Here is a 19,230-nt window from a genome sequence, read left to right on the forward strand (position 1 = left end):
CTTCTCAAATTGCTTTAAGTCTTCACAAAGGATTTCTTCTGCTTGCTCTTGGCTAATACACATGCCTTTTTTGACAAGGGGGTGACCCGCATTGCTGGTGTGACCATAACCAATCGTCCAGACACATGCCGTATCTCGATATGCCTCTAAACGTAAACCTTCCCATTGTTTGATAAGCTCTAATCCTTCTTTCGATATCTTTCTCATCTGACGCTCCATAAAAAAAGCCCCACAAAAGTGGGGCTGGATAAAATGATGTTCTAATCAATCTCGCGCTAATTATAATAAAGTGGCTCGCTACATCCACGGGCACCTATTTTTTCATCTTCCACATAACGAGAATGCGCAAAATTCCGCGCAAATTCACCATTACTAGCATCACCGGACCAATCGCCTCCTCCCAACATAACATTTATGTCTACACGTAAACTGCTTCCTTGCTCCCCTGTATGCCATTTCGTCACTGGATAACAACCAGACAAATATTGCCAAACATAACCGCAACCATCCTCACAACCGATATGCGAAATCATCCGTCTATTGTTTGTATCAACGTGTCCTCCAGACGTCTTAGAAGAAGGCGCTTGATTGTTGACAATACTGGTTGCTTGATTACTTCCATACATGCAAGACGCGAACTCATCACTCGTCAAAAATCTCTTATTAACAGACGACAAATCCACGTGATGGTCAGAATAGCTACGATTGGTTGTAATCGGAACACCATAGGCAGACTTCGTATTTTCATCTGTCCCTGATTGAAGATAAACATCAACCCAAATATTCTTCCACGGATCGTAAACCATTCCCTCTGGGTCACTACGTGGACGGTGATTGAGACCCCAAACAGAATCAGGGAGAATATCCCCCGCTTGATAACCCGATAACGGATGATCTTCAATCTCACCAACATCTGCACAAAGCGTATGAAATCCACCAATCTTTTGAGAATTATCCTCTGTATAGCCATTAGGAGCTGTCGGATTTTGCGAAATTTCAAAGGATAGCTCATTCGTCTGATCTTTTAAGATGAGATATATATAATAATCCTTTCCTGCTTCAAGATCTTCGTCAAAAGTCATCCTTCCACGCCCTGGAGTGCGGTAAAAGAGGTACCTACCCCCATTCTCACCACCATGATAAAAGCGAAAACACGCCCCTTCATTGATCACAAGACCTTTTCTATTGTGTGAATCCGCTTCCAGAATTCTGCTAGGTTGATGAAAACGCACATTCTCTAACAAATTAGTGGAAAGAGAACCTACCTTACTTTGAAGTTCAGAAAGACTGTCACTGTTCCTCTGTGCCTTCTCTTGAATTTCTGTCAATGCACTCTTCGCTTCTTCCGCTAACACTTTTGCTTCAGAGGCGGCTGTATTCGCAGAATTTGTCGTTGCGGTCACCGTGTCTAATGAACTCTTGACCTCTCCAAGCCCTTGCTTCGTCGTATCAGCTTCTTCTTTTGCTTGCTCCGCAACACTCTTCGCTTCTTCTGATAAACTTTTTGCACTCAAAGCGGTTTGGCTTGCATGATCACTCGTGGATTTTGCTTCATTGGCTATTGTTTCTAAGCCTTCTGTTTTAGATTTTGCATCGCTAGCCTCTCTTAGTGCTTGATCTACTTTCTCTGTTACACTCTCTGCTGCACTTTTCGCCGCTTCCGCTAAACCCTTCGCTTCTGAAGCTGTTTGCGAGGCTTGTTCCACTCCTGTTTGCGCCGATTCGGCAACTATCTTAACAGTTGCAACAGATTCCTTGACTTCATCACAAGCATTCTTGGATTGTTCTGAAAGAGCTTTTGCCGCTTCTGCAATATCCTTAGCATCATCAGCTGTCTGTTTGGCTCCATCCGCCTTAAGACTTGCTTGTGTTGCTATCGTCTTAACTTCATGACTCGTCGCTACCGCGGTCGCTGCTACTTGGGTTGTCTCTGTTGCTGTTTGGGAAGCATCTCTCGCTGTTTGTTCTGCACGTTCAGCAATGGACTTCGATTCATCGGCTAATCTCTTTGCTTCTGTCGAGACATGGACGGCATTCTCACTTGCCTGCTTGACCTCTGAAAAACTTTGCAATGCCGTAGCCAATGAACCTTTCGTACCACTTATTTCCCCTGTAGCTCTATCGACTCCTGCCTTCGCCTCTTCTGCCATTTGCTTCGCGGCATCTGATGCACTCTTGGATTCTTCTGCTAAGCCCTTGGCTGTATCCGCTGTATCTTTTGCAAGATTAGCGGTTGTCGTAGCTGCTGTAACCGCTTCACCCGTTTTTGTCACCTCTGTAAGCGCTTGATCAGAAACCCTTTTCGATTCCTCTGCAACCTGTTGCGCACTATTTGCACGCGCCATGGCTTTTTCAGACTCTTGCCTTGCATTAACAACCTGTTCTAATGGTGCAAAAGTTTCATACGAATACAAAGACGCCGTCCCTAAAATCTTAGGAACAACAACACTATCTTGCGAACTTCCTTCTCTGATTTCCTCTTTCGTTGCTATTGGTATCAAATACTCATGACTATGATCGGGTATTTTCATATGCTTTATTCCTTCATTAAACCTAAAATGAACACTCTTTCAAATCTTCAAACTCTTCTCTTAAGGTCTCTAAGCGCTTCTCTAAATCTTTCAGTGAACCATCAAGCTCCGTTTTCAAAGCGGCTTTCAGTAAATCAAAAACGCCATTAAGCGGCGCATGCACAAAACCTTCCCCCGAATACAAAACGACCCGTACTTGAGACGGGTCGCTAATCTCTGATATCGCAAACGGTTTTAATGACATTTCAACTCCTCATGTCTTGATCCCATAAATTACACTCACATTAACGGGGCGCGTTTCAACACCACCAACCCTCTCTGCCATGAGGTGATGTTCATGATGCTCTCTGTCATTCAGACCTTCTGTTATAGGCGTTGAATAATATAAAAAATTAGCAAAGGGGCTCCTGATAAACCAAGGTAAACGCGGAGGCTTATCTTTTTCTGTAAACCTACAACACACTGATTTATAATGATAATTCACTGTTTTGTATGTTGAATGAGAGTCTCGAATAACGTAAGATTCTCTCATTTCAAGTCTGTTTATATTGAATCAAACAAACCCATTTGCTTGCACGGCATAAGCGGGGCTGGCGTGTGGGTAAAACTGTATAAGAAAGGAATGAAAATGGTTCTTATGAATCGTCTTAACGCAAGGGCTGTCGCAACATTGGGAGCTGGCAAATATAATGATGGTGCCGGCTTGATCCTCCATAAGCGTAAAGATGGTGGTGCTCAATGGCTTTATCGTTATACCATTCACGGTCGGCGCCGTGAAATGGGCTTGGGCGCCTTAAGACATGTCTCTTTAAAAAAAGCCCGTGAATTGGCAAACCAATGGCGTGCTGTTTTACATGAGGGTCGTGACCCCATTAAAGAACGCGATAAACAAAAGCGTGAGGCAATGCGTAATCTTCATTATTTAAAAGATATTGCTTTAGATACTTTTGAAAGTCGGAAATCTGAGTTAAAAGGGGATGGTAAAGATGGGAATTGGTTTGCACCTTTACGCCTACATATTCTCCCTAAATTAGGCTGTCTGCCTGTTTCTGAGATTACACAAACAGAGATACGCAATGTTCTTGCCCCTATTTGGCATTCAAAAGCTGCAACAGCAGAGAAAGCACTAAATCGTCTTAATCTTTGTCTTAAACATGCGGCTGCATTAGGGTTAGATGTTGATTTACAAGCAACAGAAAAAGCACGCGCGCTCTTAGGTAAACAACGTCATAAAACCACTAATAGACCTGCAATGGATTGGAAAGATGTTCCCGCCTTTTATCAGTTACTCTGTAAAACACAAAACATAACACAACTGGCTTTGCGCTTGCTTATCCTGACAGGCGTTCGTACCAACCCTTTGCGTCATATTCGTGAAGATCAGATTGAAGATGATGTATGGACTATTCCTGCTGAGAATATGAAAGGTTTGCGTGACGCTACAACAGAATTTCGCGTACCTCTATCATCTGAAGCGCTAAAAGTGATTAAACAAGCCCGTTGTATTTCCAAAAGTAATTTCATTCTGTCTTTTTCCGGTCGTGCTCCCCTTGCTGAGAATTGTATGGCAAAATATATGAGAGACAATAAACTTGAAGCCTGCCCGCATGGTTTTCGTTCTAGTTTACGCAATTGGCTTGCTGAAACAACCGATGCTCCCTATGAGGTCGCTGAAACTATTCTAAGTCATACAGTTGGCGGCAAAGTAGAGCGTGCCTATCGTCGTACTGACTATCTAGAACAGCGCCGTGTTTATATGGATAAATGGGCGGCTTATGTCACTGGTCAATCTTAAGATATGGGGTGCATAACCCCATGATCTGTGGATAACTTTCTCTCTCTTCTCACTCATTCTTTCTCAATAAAACTCATAAATTATCACATTAGAATTTATATGATAATATATTGTTTTCTATAAATAAAATACCTTCAAAAATGAACCAAAATGTGCTTAATAAATAGGCATGATTTGTTTCTATTTTTTATTATGAAAGGATTTTAGAATGACAGAAAATGATATTCTTTTAACAGACCGTGAAAGTGCAAAATTGCTTCATATGAGTGTTTCAACATTCCGCCGTCATGTTACTAATGGCTCTCTCCCAAAACCTTTAAAATTTGGTTTTTTATCCCGTTGGTTACAATCGGATCTTTTGAATGTCATCGAACAAGCGAAACAGCAACGTCAAAGTGACGCGGCATAAAAAAAAACCTTGTCACATAAGGACGGACAAGGCTTTCTCAAACTCATCAATCTAGAGATAGCATAATCCGTCCTATGACGCAATGTTATAGGATTTAAAATGATGTGTTCTTTTAAGAATGCGCGGGGTATTACTCGTGCCTTGCGCGGGGTTTGGCATGGGCGTTATGGAACAGCCCGTTGCCCTGCTCATGATGATAGGCTGCCTAGTTTATCCCTTGCCAATGGACATGATGGGCGTCTTTTACTCACTTGTTATGCTGGCTGCTCTTTTAGAGAGATCATACAAGCGCTTATTAGAATTGGCTTGCTTGGAAAACAAGCCTTTTTTGATAAAGCTTATGATCAGACGCTCTCTTTCTCCAAACAGTTTTGTGCTGATCTCAAACAAGCAAAAAGGAAAGCAGAGAGAGCAAAAGCAATTTGGCAACAAAGCCAACCAATTAAAAACACTTTAGCAGAAACCTATTTACGTATGCGGGGTATTACATGTGATTTGCCTCCTGATTTACGCTTTTACGACAAATGTCCACACCCCTCTGGGGGTACACTGCCCGCGTTGGTGGCTCTTGTTAAGGGCGCTGGTTCCTTTGCTATTCATAGAACCTTTTTAAAAGACAATGGCTGTAAAACAGATCAAAAACCAGCCAAAGCCATGTTGGGTTCTGTCACTGGAGGTGCTGTGTATTTAAGTCAAGCCAATCCAAAACATCTGGTCATTTGTGAAGGCATTGAAACCGGTCTGGCTCTTTTGTCTGGGTTGTTATCAGAGCCCGTTGATTTATGGGCGTCCCTTTCAACCCTATGAAAATGCAAAATAGATATAAAATATCTATTCTAATAGTACCTATTGAAGAAACAGTAAAAATACATTACATTAGAACTACTTTGTAACACATTAAGTGGTCGTAAAATGGCTGAGACAACATTTACCTTTCGCGTCGATGATGTATTAAAAAATGAATTTTCCAAAGCAGCAAAGGCGTGTGATAGATCTGGTGCACAATTATTGCGCGATTATATGCGCGATATCGTAAAAGAACAAAAAGAAAAAAGTGCATACGATTTATGGTTTCGGGAACAAGTTCAATTAGGGATAAATTCTGCTAATGCAAGTGATATAATGTCTTCTGAAGAAATCGAAGCAGAAGCAAAAGAATGGCGCTTAAAGACACAAAGTAAACTAGATAGATCAACTTTATGAAGCTAATTTGGACACAAGTAGCACACGTTGACCGCAAAAAGATACGTGAATACATATCACAAGATAATCCTTCCGCTGCCTTAAAGTTTGATCAACTTTTATCTGAAAAAGTAGAAAAACTTGTTAAATTTCCTACCCTTGGTCGTTTAGGACGAATTGTAAATACACGTGAACTTATTGTACATCCAAATTATATCATGATTTATGATATTTCAAATGGCGTTGTGCGTATTTTACGTGTGCTCCATACAAAGAAAAAATTTCCTTAATCAACTGTATTTTTATTTATTTTGTAATTGAAGAAAATTATTTTCTACAATACTGCGCTCCGTATCAGTAAATAATGATAAATTATTATTTTTCTAATATTGCGAATATGATTGCATAATGCACTTTGCACACCGCTTAGTTTCTACTCGTAAAAATGAAGATGACACTATTGTCAATGATGTGTCTGTTGAAAAGCTTGGGGAACTCTTAAAAGAAAACCCCCGTGGTCTCTTAATGGTGCGTGATGAATTGGCTGGCTTTTTAGCCAATCTAGAAAGAAAGGAATATCAATCAGACCGCGCCTTTTATTTAACAGCTTTTAATGGCGATGATCAATTTACTTATGACCGTATAGAGCGTGGAACCATTTTTATCCCTTATGTCACTTTATCCATGATTGGAGGCATTCAACCTTCACGCATTATTCCGCTCATTCAAGCCATACACCGTGGAATAAACGATGACGGTTTATTGCAACGCTTTCAAATGATTGTCTGGCCCGATGACAATAAAGAGTGGCAATTGGTTGATAAACCGCCCAATCAAGAGGTCTGGCAAAAGTATGAAGGGGTATTTCGCTCTTTTCGTGATAAACGCTTAGGTTCTCCCGAACAACCACTGATTATGCGTTTTTCTCCTAAAGCACAAGTGAAGTTTTATGAATGGTTCGAGCATCTTCATAAAGAGGCAAAAGGAGGTACTCACTCAGAAAGCTTACAATCGCATCTTTAAAAAATGCCAAAGACCATAGCAAGCCTTGCGTTGATTTTTGAACTTCTTGATAGTGGTGGTTTAGAAATTGGTCTCTATGCCATTACAACAGCCTTGCGTTGGGAAAAATATCTGTTAAGTCATGTCAAAAGATTTTATGCGGCGGGGGATACATTAACAGCAGAGCGTGCAAAATTAATTGTTGAACGCTGTGATTGTTTACCCGATGTTTTTACAGCAAGGGATGTTTATAAACGTGATTGGAAATATTTAACAGACAATCAAACCGTTAAGCAAGCTTTAGAGCTTTTATGTCGTTGTAACTATATTCGTGAAATCTCTGGAGAGAATAACTCCCAAGGCGGTCGACCTACCATACGTTATGAATGGCACCCCTTAGTGAAAAGTCATAAGACATCACACTGAGGCAATTTGGAAATCTTATAAAACATTAAACAATATAACAGTGAACCTTTAAAGCACTTCCCATCATTAGTTTTGGGGGGGTATGGGGGTTTTGGGGGGTCTTTTTACCCCCCCTTTATATATATTTTTTAATACAAAATAAAAGTTATTATATTTCAATAAGTTAATCTTTCAAATAAACAACCTATATTAAACATAACACATAAATACAATTTTTAATATATATCTAAGAGGGTTTTGTAGGTGTTTTGGGGGTTTTAAAAACAGACAAAACCTATCAAAATACTCATTCTGATATTTTAAAGAACGTAGTACATTTATCTTGATGAATACGTGAAATGAATAGCAAATTTCACTACTTTGCTGATCTTATTCCATGTCATGGGCTGTTGATAAGCAGCCTTAAAGACCCCTTTTGAAAAAAATATCGGCTTTTTTAGCAGTTTTTTTCCCTTTTTTATCGTTATTTGCTTTAAGTGCATTTAATTGAATTCGTTTTGATTCTTTTGATAAATATTAATCATCTCATAAGGTAAGGGATTTTTATTACAATATGCTTCAATCTATTAAGTATGATAATGAACAATTCACTTTACGCTCCCTTTTACAATCCTATCGTGAACAGGCAACATCAAATGCTCTACGGGGGAAAGTGTTTGAAGATTTTGTGACAAAATATCTTATGCATGACCCTCTCCATTATGGACGATATGAAAAGGTAGAAACCTATTATGAATGGGCTGAAGAGCGTGAAGGTTGGAATAAAAATGATATCGGCATTGATCTGGTTGCTAAGCTTCGTCATCAAGAAGGCTATGTGGCTATTCAGTGTAAGTTTTATAAAGCAGATCATCAGATTAGTAAAAAGGATATTGATAGCTTTATCGCAGCCTCTGGGAAAGACATCTTTAAATATCGTCTTCTTGTTGATAGCACGGAAGTGGAATTAAGTGACAATGTGAATGCCATGATTAAAGGACAAGCGATACCCGTTTATCGCATTGACCTTCGTCATATGGAAAACAGTCGTATAGACTGGCAAATATTTGCAACTAAAAAAGAAATTGTTCTGAAATCAACAAAAGAGCCTCGTCCCCATCAAGAAGAAGCCATCAAGAAAGTCTGTGAAGGTTTAAAAGAAGCAGATCGTGGCAAGCTAATTATGGCATGTGGAACGGGGAAGACTTTCACTAGCCTTAAGATAGCAGAAACCATAGCAGGAACAGGCAAGCGTGTGTTGTTTCTGGTGCCTTCTCTTGCTTTAGTCTCGCAAACGATCCGTGAATGGACAGCCGATGCACAAGTGCCCTTGCGTTCCTTTGCGGTGTGTTCAGATACAAAAGTAGGCAAGCGTCGTAAAAACCAAGATGATATTGTTGGCATGGAAACCTCAGATCTTGTTCTCCCTGCTACAACAGATGCAAAAGCCCTTGCCAAAGAAGCTCGTGAAAACCTAGCAAATGCAATGACGGTTATCTTTTCAACCTATCATTCTATCCAAGTGATTTCGGATGCACAAAAAGAGCATGGTTTACCCGAATTTGATTTGATCATTTGTGATGAAGCTCATAGAACAACTGGGGCTTCATTGGGAAGTGAAGACAATGAATCTGAATTTATCAAGGTTCATGATAACAGCATTATTCGAGGTAAAAAACGTCTGTATATGACAGCAACGCCTCGTATCTTTAGTGACACTGCTAAAAGGCACGCTGATGAGATCAATGCCGTTCTCGCCTCTATGGATGATGAAGCACTTTTTGGAAAACAACTCCATCATTATACCTTCGCAGAAGCTGTTGATAATGAACTGTTAACCCCTTACAAAATTGTGGTCTTAGGCATTAATGAAACCTATATCACACCAGCCATACAGGAGATTATTGCCAATGAAAACCGTGAAATTGATTTAGATGATGCGGCAAAAATTATTGGCTGTTATAGAGCACTTACCAAAATAGATAAGCAAGCGGCTGTTGATGATGATGATACAGAGCCCATGCAATGTGCTTTAGCTTTTTGCAAAGACATTAACACCTCTCAATATATAACAAAGCTCTTTAATAAAATTATCAAATCTCATATTGATGATTTCCTTCAAACCGTTCCCTTTCTAAACTGTGAAGTAAGACATATTGACGGAACGCAAAGTGTCAAAAAACGCAATGAGGAACTGGATTGGCTTAAAGAAGATGCGGGTCAAAATGTTTGTCGGATTTTAAGCAATGTTCGGTGTCTGTCTGAAGGAATTGACGTCCCTGCTCTTGATGCGATCATGTTCTTACACCCGCGCAATAGCCAAGTGGATGTGATACAGGCGGTAGGGCGTGTGATGCGCCGTGCTCCAAATAAAAAAACGGGCTATATCATTTTACCCATTATCATTCCTTCACACTTAGAAGCCAAAAAGGCTTTAAAAAACAATAAGAGATACCGTGTTGTTTGGCAAGTTTTGCATGCTTTACATTCTCATGATGAAAGGCTTGCTCGGACGATTAATCAAATGTCTTTAGGACAAGATAGCAGCCATACGATTGAGATTATAGAGATTAAGCGTGCCAATGAATTACAAGAACTCACCACAACGGTTGATGAGATCTCGATACCATCAAAAGCAGAAAGTTCTGGACGTGTCATTGGAACAGCAGAAAGCAAATCTCAATCGGTATCTGGAGGACAAGAAGACTTATTCCCCCGTTCTGAATTTTTTGATTTTGTCAAAGCCATTTTTCTGGATAGTTTTAAAATCACGGATTATTGGGGCATATGGGCGAACAATGTTGCTGAGATTGCTCAAAACCATATCAATCATCTTAAAGATATGATTTCCGATGAAAAGAGTGAAGCCTTTCACGCCTTTGATGCATTCCATAAGGAATTAAAGAACAACGTCAACAGTGAAATCAAACAAGAGGAAGCCATTGAGATGCTTGCACAACATCTTGTCACGCGTCCCGTGTTTGAAGCCTTGTTTGAAGGCAATGAATTTGTACAGAACAATGCCATTTCGCAAGCAATGGATAAGATCTTAACGGAACTGGATAAAACCAATATCGAAGAGAAAACGAAAGATCTTGATAAATTTTACAAAAGTGTCACATTCTGTACAGCAGGTATCACCGAAACGCATGCAAAACAGAATCTTATTATCAAACTTTATGAAAGTTTTTTTGCCAAGGCATTTAAGAAAACCACGGATAAGCTTGGGATTGTTTATACACCCGTTGAGGTTGTTGATTTTATCATTCATTCTGTTGATGATGTGTTGCGTAATGAGTTTGGAAAAAGCTTGGGGTCACGGGGTGTTTCTATTCTTGACCCTTTCACTGGAACGGGAACCTTTATTACACGGCTTTTACAATCCAATCTCATCAAACCAGAGGATATGGAATATAAGTTCCGTCATGATATCCACGCCAATGAGATTGTTTTGCTTGCCTATTACATAGCAGCGATTAACATTGAATCGACTTATCATAGTTTGATGAAAGGTGAGTATATCCCTTTCAAGCATATTGGTTTGACTGATACGTTTCAGATGCTTGAAGAAAAGAACCTTCTGCAAAAATTATTCAAAGAAAACAGTGAATATTTAGAACACCAGAAAAATCTAAATATCGAAGTTATCTTTGGCAATCCTCCCTATTCAACAGGTCAAAAAAGTGCTAATGACAATGCAAAGAATACCCCTTATCCCATATTAAATGACCGTATTCGTGAAACCTATGCTGCTCAATCTGAATCAATCAATATGCAAGCACTTTACGATAGTTATATTCGTGCTATACGCTGGGCTAGTGATCGTATTGATAATGCTGGGGTAATCGGCTTTGTTTCTGGATCTGGTTATATAGAAAAGTCGACAATGGATGGTTTACGAAAATCTTTAGCCAACGAATTTACGAGCATTTATGTACTTAATTTACGGGGGGATATCCGTAAAAATATGTTAAGCGATGGAAAAGCTCAAGAAGGAGAAAATGTTTTTGGTAGTGGTAGTATGACTGGTATTGCCGTAACCTTATTTATCAAAAATCCCAATGTTTCTGAAGAATGTAAAATTTACTATCATGATATTGGTAATAATCGTACGATAAAAGAAAAACTTACAGCTCTTGAATACTTTGGTAGTGTTGGTGGTATTACACGTAAACAAAGCTGGCAAATGATTACACCAGATAAACATGGTGATTGGATAAATCAACGTGATGACAGTTTTGAAACATTCTTAGCTCTAGGTGATAAGAAACCTTATGATAAAAAACTGTTTGAGATTTATTCTTGTGGTCTAAAAACTAATCGTGATGCTTGGGCATATAACTCCAGCCGTGAAGTTTTAAAGAAAAACATGAATAATATGATTGCTTCCTATAATAGCGAAGTGGAACATTTTAATGATACTTATGTACATACTGACCGAAAAACACGTGCTAATGTCGTAGACGATTTCGTCAATACGGATGAACGCAAAATTAGTTGGAGTATTAATCTTAAAAAACATTTAACTAAAGGAAAGATTTTTGAATTTGAAGATATATGCCTTATTCAAAGCCTTTATCGTCCTTTTATACAGCAATGGCTTTATTACAATCGTGCCTTTAATGAAATGGTTGCTAAAATTCCTTGTATATTTCCGATGGGGAAAACGGTTGAAAATAAAGTAATTCAAATTACAGGCATAGGAGCAAGGTGTGGTTTTTCTGTATTTATGACTAAAAATGTGCCTGATTTTCATGCGATGGATACTAGTCAATGCTTTCCGCGCTATATTTACAAAGATAGCACAATCTCAAAAGATAAAAACAAGAAACAATCCTATTTATTTACAGAAGAAAGTAAAACAGCTAGTTTACAAAAGCGTGATGCCATTACGAATGAAGGGTTAGAACATTTTAAAGCCGCTTATCCTAATGAAACTATCACGAAAGATGATTTATTCTATTACGTTTATGGAATTTTGCATTCGGAAGATTACCGCTCTCGTTATGCTGATAACCTCTCTAAAGAATTGCCTCGTATCCCGTGTGTAAAAAATGCTGATGATTTTTGGAAGTTTGTGACAGCAGGACGTGAACTGGGTCATTTGCATGTGAATTATGAAGATGTAAAACCTTATCCAGTAACCTTTAAAAAGGGTAATCCAAAACAGACAGAGATCTCTAATCCCGAAAAGTTTTATTATGTAACTGAAATGAAATTCGCAAAAGCAGGTAAAGAGAAAGATAAATCAACTGTTATTTATAATAACAATATCACAATAACAGATATCCCTCTTGAAGCTTATGAGTATATTGTCAATGGCAAGCCTGCTCTTGAATGGGTTATGGGGCGTCAATGCGTTAAGACTGATAAAAAGAGTGGTATTGTGAATGATGCCAATCGCTATGCTGTTGAAACCGTTGGCAACCCTGCCTACCCTCTAGAGTTATTTCAAAGGGTTATTACCGTAAGTTTAGAAACAATGAAGATTGTTAAGAACTTACCAAAATTAGAAATAAGAGAAACTGAATAAGCTTATTAAAGCATGCTCACATAATGAGTGTGATAACCTTACAAGGGGTATAAGGTCTTATAGCTATAGGTTCCTATACCCCCTTTATACATTGCTTACATACAATCTCTAAAAGGAGTGTTTATATGCGTTATTCTAAAAAAGAGCATTTGCACTTTTTAACACTGTACTTTGGATTGCTTTAAGGCTTATAAGAAATCCCATCTTAAAGTGAATTAGATTTTTTACATTGCCTTTAAAAGATTATACCGTAATCTAAAATGAGTGCTTTATTGTTTTCAAAAGCTTTATTTAAAGAGAGTTATATATATTCATTTTCTTATATTACTTATAGGTTTTGAAGGTTTCTCACACCCTCAAAATACCTTCAAAAATATACCGTTGGTTGTATTTATAGGTTGTGTTTTAATATAGATTGTATCTCTAAAATGCTAATATATTGAAATATAATGACTTTTATTTTTTATTGAAAAATATGTAAAGGGGGGGCGTAAAAAGCACCTCCAAAACCCCCAAAAACCCCTAAACCTCCAAAACTCATAACCATAATGGTCTTGATAGCATTTCTTATGAGTTACAAGCTATCTTTTGAAAGGCTTAAAGGATCATATGCTTTTCATAAAGCACGTTGTAATCATTCTCTAAAATCATAAGTTTATCTATTCAAATGAACTTATAAAAATTCATAAAAGGGATTTTGATAACGTAATCAGTTTTTACTTTCATACGCTTTTCATAAGACACGCACTAATTACTCACTAAAATAATCTAGTTATCAGTTCAATTTACTGACACAAACTGACAAGTTTTAATCAACTCACATCATTGGTTATCTTTAAAGATTGTACTATTGATATGAGTTGTGTTATTAAAATAATAACATATTGAAATATAATGTTTTTAATTTTTTCTCATTTAAAAAAATGCCATAGGGGCTAAAAAGAACTGACAACACTGACATAGGTCTATTAAAAGGTATTTTTCTCATCTCTATAATTGTCAGTTTCTATTGAGATGTTTTCATAACAGGCAATAAATCGCAATTATCCTATTATCAACTAGTTGTATAACATCATCTAAGGTATAGGTTTTCATGAATTTTCCCCTGCATACTCTTTAATTCTTTTACAGAGAAATTCATAAAAATTACTTGCGTAATATTCGGAATCTTCAGATGTATACTTGAGATAGAGTGGGCATTCACCATCCCGAAACTGCGTATAATCAAAATAAAAGGTTTCACCAAAATCAGTTGTGCAGATAACAAGTTGTTTGGGGTCCGTAAAGCCATCTCTTCTATCAAGCAAATTTCGGTAAACAATATCACCAGCAGGAATACCTGCACAGATTTCATAAATACTGAATATTTCTTCACCTCCAACTTCTCCGCCTCCATAATTTTTTAAAAAACCCTTATAGGAAGAGGTAAATTGTAAATCGAGAGTGTTCTCAGCTGTTTTAATCCGTACATCATCAGGGGCATTATCTTTAGTACCAAAATTAATAGCATGACTATGCATATCAATATATTGTGCAACATCCGATAAAGTATAACTTTTCATAAATTTTTCTCCATAAGTCACAGTGTGTTTTTACTCATAATGAGTGTTTCTACTGATCAATATTCTCTACTATAGCCAATGGAATTTGGATTACATTGATAGAATATAAAGGATGTTTTCTTGAAGGAGCTCTTTTCTCATTTGTCTCTGTGCAATCATCTCGCATTTACAATATATGATATAATTAAAGGGGATGATCATTAAAGCTTAGAGAGCGCCTTTTAGTGTCATTACTCCAATATTTGCAATAATTACTTTTTCTTTTTTCTTGCTGAGGAGTCTTTTTTTGAAATCCAACAAATAACTTTTCTGATAAAATTTTCCTTTGGCTTCATAGGCGCAACAAAACTCTTGTCTTGATAAAATGAGTAGAGAACCTCAGCCATAGGACCTTCTTGTGTCATAGGATATAACATAATAGGCCTACAATCGACTCCAATAGGAGCTCTTCCTGATACCATTCTTTCCACATTTGTACCTGTTACTATCTGTCCTTTTTCTTTCCAAGAAGAAACTGTTTCAGGCTCAAACAGCTCATCTCCCTGATAAACTTTTTTACCTTTAAATTCCACAGGTTCAGCTGCTCCCATAATTTTTTTCTTTATCCATTTCATGATTCATAAGCCCCTCGATTTTTTCAAAATAATCAATGTATTCTTTGTTCTAAATAGACTTAACAAACTCTCCTTCCAAGAAGGAGGTTATTCCTCGCTAGAAAGCTCTAAGTGACTATCAAAATCTTTTGCTACCCATTCAATCAAAGCGTAGCTCACTTGCTTCACCTTTGCTACTTCTTTGGCTAAAGCTAATGCACGTTCAAGGTGGGTTTTGTTGATGCTCTCGTCAAAGCCTAGGTGATCACCTGCCGTAAAGCTTTTCTGATAAGATTGCAAGGCTTCAACATCACCCAATAAAGCAAGAGCGCCAAGATGAAGTAAAGCATAATCCGTAGACGTGGCGCCTTTTTCCCAAGGAGCTATACCATAATCAGAGCGAAGTCTTTTAGAAAGGTCAATGTCTTTGACTGACCATTCTAGCGCATCATCAAGTGCTTGCTTTAAGCGATCCGCAGTAACTTCTGGTTCAAAGATTTCTAATCCCTTGGCTTCAAAATTAAGCTGTATATCTGGAATATCTTCCGTGTGGGTAGGATCAATGAATTTACAAGCGGTGGAAAGAATGCCCGTGCTAATCATAAAGGCGCTATCAAATTGCGGGTAGTCTTTGGCAATTTCGTCGTTATAAAGAATATCTACTTCACGATCAGCCAATTGATAGCTTGCCATATAATCATTCTCATTGATTTTCTCGGTTGACCAGCCTAGGATTTTTAAAAGTGCATGAGCACTTTCCATGGTGAGACGATCATCAGTATCATCCGCTTCATTTACTTCTTCTGCCACTTCAACAGAAGTTGTTTTAGAAGCAACAGATGCTGTTTGCGCATCCAAGCTTAAAATCGGTGCATTTTTCGGAAAACCTGCTCGATAACCCCGTGCAAGAGTAAGAGAGTTGTCAATCGTATATTTCGTGATACCTTCCACAAAGCCTAGATGGTTCTTTGCCCTGAAACTTTCCTTATAAAATTTGAGCTTTTCAATATCACCAATCAGAATGAGTGCTATAAAGTGACGTGCCACAAGGTGAGCTTCACTGTTTGTTGGCAAAGCGGCATAATCATAGATGATTTGATTGACATTTTGCCGATCAGCCCACTCAAGTATATCTGTACAAATCTCCTTTAGCTTGCCTTCATCCAATTCAGTACTAGAAACTGTATAAAATTCTTCTGCCTCTTTGAGAGCTATATATTGGGGCAATCTAGGAAACATCTCTCTATGAGCAGTAGAAAAGCCAAGTGTTGAAAGCGAAGCCTTAAATACAACAATCGGCTCTTCTTCATCACTTTGAAGACTGTACATTATATTGATGATACGGTCTTTACTTACAAAATAAGCATTGCGATCATAGTTCTTATCGCGATAAACTGTCCACCCCATCCTTTTTAAGTCTTCAGAAACTGTATTAAGAAAAGACAAATCTTGCAAACTAAGACGATCATCTATGGCTTTTCGCTCATTAAAGATTTTCAGATGCTCTTCAGCAAATTGAACTGCGTGATTAACATACTTCTCCACTTCACGGTCTTCTAAATGTCCAGAAATCGTACCGGCTTCTAAAAAATTTTGATAAGATTTCAGGATATCAATTTGACCTGTCAATGCTAAACAAGCTAAATGCCAGACTATACGTATATTGTAGCTATACTTTTGAACACGTGTTTTGCTTTCTATTGATGCTTGTAAATCTTGGGCACGTGCCCATTGTATTATTCGCTCAGAGATTTTGATAAGCTCTTTCTCATCTAATGTCTCTACACAAATATCAATGCCTTTATCAAAACCACTAAAAATCCCCCCCCCAATCGTGTTAAAAGAATTATAAGTATTTGTAGGTGATATGCACCGATACTCCCCACTATAGTGAATATATTTACAAGCTACAGAAATAATTTCATTAGATATTTCAGCTTCAATACGGACATTGTAATTATCATGAAGACGTATAAAACCAAAATCAAATTGAATAAAGCGGTCGGGCAAAATCAACCACATTTTTCCAGGTTCCGTTGAAAACCACCCTTGTGTTTTAAGAACGCGCATTGCTGCTGTGAGACTTATCGAGCGCTGTTTTGGCTTCTTGCGCGTTAGAATATCGTCTAATTCCCCATTTTTATAGGCCTGTGCAAAAAAAAGCAGGCGATCATCCGATGTCATTGTTTTATAATCAGCAAATTCTGGCACAGATAGTTTTGGGGTAGATCTATCACTCCTTAAAGCCTCCATATCACCAAGTAATGCTTGTGCAACGGCAGAATGATTAGTAGCTTCCTCGCACAACTTTTTTTCAATATCCTGTGCTTGCGCCCATGCAATCACTCTATTTAGAGCGTCCTTAATATGGCTTTCGGAAAGATCTGAAGGTTTAACATTAAAATCCTCCTTCGCGTAAAACAGCACATCTTCATATTTACGCTGTGATTTTTCACCTCTAGAATATTCCCGAGCAAGGCAATAGGAAGCAGTAGTGAGTTTAGCCGATAACCGGAACTCTTTGCCGCTCTCTCCATAATTTTTTATATCATAGCCTATGCCCACAATGCGGTCAGGAAGATGATAATGCGCGAAAGTGTCTCCCACTTCATCGCGATAGGGTTCCCAGCCCAGTATTTTTAAAATTTCTGTTACGTCTTTGGTTTGTATCTTCATTTATTGTCCCTGTACAAGTTCTTCTAAACGACCTGTATGACGGCTAATTTCATATTCGATAGGTCTTCCCCACTCCCTACCTAATTGGTTTTTAGCCCAATCTTTCTTAAAATCATCCAGTTGTTTCTGAGTTGGTTTCTTTTCGTCTATAAATTCTTTGAGTTCTTCCTGATATTTATTTAGCTTTTCTTTGTGTTCCTCAAGAAACTCTCTAATAACATCTCCCGTGGGTTTTGCATCTCCTGTTTTATAGGCTTCTTTCAAAATTTTTTGATTTTCTGTAAGCTTGGAATCACCTGTTTTTGTTTCTCTAATTTTTAATTCACCATTTTCTATATAAAGAAGATCAGGACGAGATCTTTTTTCAAGTGGTTTTCTTCCAAACATATCACTCTCAAACTCAGCTCCCTTCACCTCAGCCTTAAACGAGGGTTCTTTTTGGCATACCGTACATTCTTCCTTGTTTTCTAATTCTTGCTTGTCCTTATCACGTTTTTTGTCATGATGTTCTCTGTTTTTATTTCCTGTCTGCGGATCTTTGATCTTTTCGCCTTTGGCACTGTCTTCAGAGCCAATTTTTCCAACTGATTGAACAACTTCCTTTTCTGCTTTTGCAGCTGCTGCTTCAGTCTTAGCAGCGAATTTAGCCAGAGCCTTTGCGCCAAGCTTTATGCCTCCCTTGGCTGCTCCAGCAACTCCTGTCATTAGGGATGCTGTTTCAGTCAATAATTTTCCAAATTCAAGTCCAGCATTAAAGGAACCACCAGCACCAGCTCGCTCATATTCCTCCTCCATTTTATTAATGCGATCTACATAGGACTGTCCAAGGGTCCGACCAATTGTCGCCAAAATCTCACCACTGCTGAAAAAATCTTTGAGCGCTTTCAAAGTCTCTTTGGGATGTTTGGCTAGTTGCCAAAAACCATCAACCGTATCGTATATTTCAGCCGGGACACCAGCTACCATACCTGCCGCAAAGCTTATATCTTGCCCTGTACTAATCGCAGTCCACTTCGCAGACACTTCTGCTGCACATAAAAAGTCAGGGCACTCCTTTAATTCTTTCTCCATCTGAGCTTGTTGCGCACTGCTGAGGTAGTTATTTGCAGCGGCATTACCAGCGGCATCAGCGCCGGCATCAACATTGCCACCGGCAAGGGCAGCAGCAACGCCCCCAGCAGCTCGTGCAACATCAATGGTGTGGTCTCTAAAGTCAGCAAACTGCGCATCAATCTTTGCGTTTATACGCGCTTCCTCTTCCGGAGTTGGGGTGCGACCGTTTAGGTCCCCCATTTCCTCTTTCACAATGCCTTGCACCCATAATTGAAACTGGAGCATAGCAGTTGCTTCACCCACAGCACCCCCCACAGCACCGGCTGTGCAAGCACCGCTCGCAACAGCGCCTTTTAAGCAGCCAAGACCGGCGTGGGCAACGATCTGTGTGACCGTGTCTATTTTGCCTTCAGCCTTGGCGGTACCGATTTCTTCCGCCAACGATTTGCCAACCGTATCAGACAGGGCGATGCGCAGATTGTTAAAAAA

Annotated in this window: 11 protein-coding genes and 4 pseudogenes; 7 read left to right on the plus strand and 8 right to left on the minus strand. The window is 38.6% G+C overall.

Annotated elements, in window-relative coordinates; genetic code table 11:
• The 4 genes and pseudogenes from ACFILW_RS08020 to ACFILW_RS08035 all read right to left on the minus strand — a co-directional run.
• A partial coding sequence (locus tag ACFILW_RS08020; protein WP_375685498.1) for a lysozyme occupies window positions 1-207 on the minus strand: 207 nt, incomplete at its 3' end.
• 68 nt (window positions 208-275) lie between these two features.
• The gene (locus ACFILW_RS08025; protein ID WP_375685499.1) at window positions 276-2,531 is read right to left on the minus strand and encodes a hypothetical protein; all 2,256 of its coding nucleotides are present in this window, start codon (window positions 2,529-2,531) and stop codon (window positions 276-278) included.
• A 22-nt stretch (window positions 2,532-2,553) separates the two neighbouring features.
• Entirely contained in the window at window positions 2,554-2,775 is a 222-nt protein-coding gene (locus ACFILW_RS08030; protein WP_375685500.1) for a hypothetical protein, read from the minus strand.
• 9 nt (window positions 2,776-2,784) lie between these two features.
• Window positions 2,785-2,982 (minus strand): annotated as a pseudogene (locus ACFILW_RS08035) (phage tail protein); the annotation flags it as partial.
• Window positions 2,983-3,159: 177 nt separating this feature from the next.
• On the opposite strand from ACFILW_RS08035, the gene ACFILW_RS08040 reads away from it, so the two are divergent.
• From ACFILW_RS08040 to ACFILW_RS08070, 7 genes and pseudogenes are all read left to right on the plus strand, one after another.
• On the plus strand, window positions 3,160-4,326 hold the full coding sequence (locus tag ACFILW_RS08040; RefSeq protein ID WP_375685501.1) for a tyrosine-type recombinase/integrase: 1,167 nt from the start codon (window positions 3,160-3,162) through the stop codon (window positions 4,324-4,326).
• A gap of 208 nt (window positions 4,327-4,534) precedes the next feature.
• On the plus strand, window positions 4,535-4,735 hold the full coding sequence (locus ACFILW_RS08045) for an AlpA family transcriptional regulator (protein ID WP_007347209.1): 201 nt from the start codon (window positions 4,535-4,537) through the stop codon (window positions 4,733-4,735).
• A 99-nt stretch (window positions 4,736-4,834) separates the two neighbouring features.
• A pseudogene (locus ACFILW_RS08050) lies at window positions 4,835-5,536 on the plus strand (virulence-associated protein E); the annotation flags it as partial.
• 111 nt (window positions 5,537-5,647) lie between these two features.
• The gene (locus tag ACFILW_RS08055; protein WP_375610963.1) at window positions 5,648-5,938 is read left to right on the plus strand and encodes a CopG family ribbon-helix-helix protein; all 291 of its coding nucleotides are present in this window, start codon (window positions 5,648-5,650) and stop codon (window positions 5,936-5,938) included.
• On the plus strand, window positions 5,935-6,207 hold the full coding sequence (locus tag ACFILW_RS08060; protein ID WP_375610964.1) for a type II toxin-antitoxin system RelE/ParE family toxin: 273 nt from the start codon (window positions 5,935-5,937) through the stop codon (window positions 6,205-6,207). The genes ACFILW_RS08055 and ACFILW_RS08060 overlap by 4 nt, the downstream gene beginning before the upstream one ends.
• A gap of 157 nt (window positions 6,208-6,364) precedes the next feature.
• Window positions 6,365-7,345 (plus strand): annotated as a pseudogene (locus tag ACFILW_RS08065) (DUF3987 domain-containing protein); the annotation flags it as partial.
• A gap of 553 nt (window positions 7,346-7,898) precedes the next feature.
• The gene (locus tag ACFILW_RS08070; RefSeq protein WP_375685502.1) at window positions 7,899-12,857 is read left to right on the plus strand and encodes a DEAD/DEAH box helicase; all 4,959 of its coding nucleotides are present in this window, start codon (window positions 7,899-7,901) and stop codon (window positions 12,855-12,857) included.
• A gap of 1,091 nt (window positions 12,858-13,948) precedes the next feature.
• Here the strand turns inward: ACFILW_RS08070 and ACFILW_RS08075 are convergent.
• The 4 genes and pseudogenes from ACFILW_RS08075 to ACFILW_RS08090 all read right to left on the minus strand — a co-directional run.
• Window positions 13,949-14,419: an SMI1/KNR4 family protein gene (locus tag ACFILW_RS08075; protein ID WP_375630440.1), complete on the minus strand. Its 471-nt coding sequence runs from the start codon at window positions 14,417-14,419 to the stop codon at window positions 13,949-13,951.
• Between the two features lie 251 nt (window positions 14,420-14,670).
• Complete coding sequence (locus ACFILW_RS08080; RefSeq protein WP_375630439.1) at window positions 14,671-15,033, minus strand: HNH/ENDO VII family nuclease; 363 nt, start codon at window positions 15,031-15,033, stop codon at window positions 14,671-14,673.
• Between the two features lie 87 nt (window positions 15,034-15,120).
• Window positions 15,121-17,688 carry a DUF6990 domain-containing protein gene (locus ACFILW_RS08085; protein ID WP_375685503.1) on the minus strand — a complete coding sequence of 856 codons (2,568 nt, stop codon included), beginning with the start codon at window positions 17,686-17,688 and terminating at the stop codon, window positions 15,121-15,123.
• Window positions 17,689-19,230, minus strand: a pseudogene (locus ACFILW_RS08090) (filamentous hemagglutinin); the annotation flags it as partial.

It is taken from the genome of Bartonella sp. TT110JLCBS (genome assembly GCF_042193405.1).
GTDB lineage: Bacteria > Pseudomonadota > Alphaproteobacteria > Rhizobiales > Rhizobiaceae > Bartonella.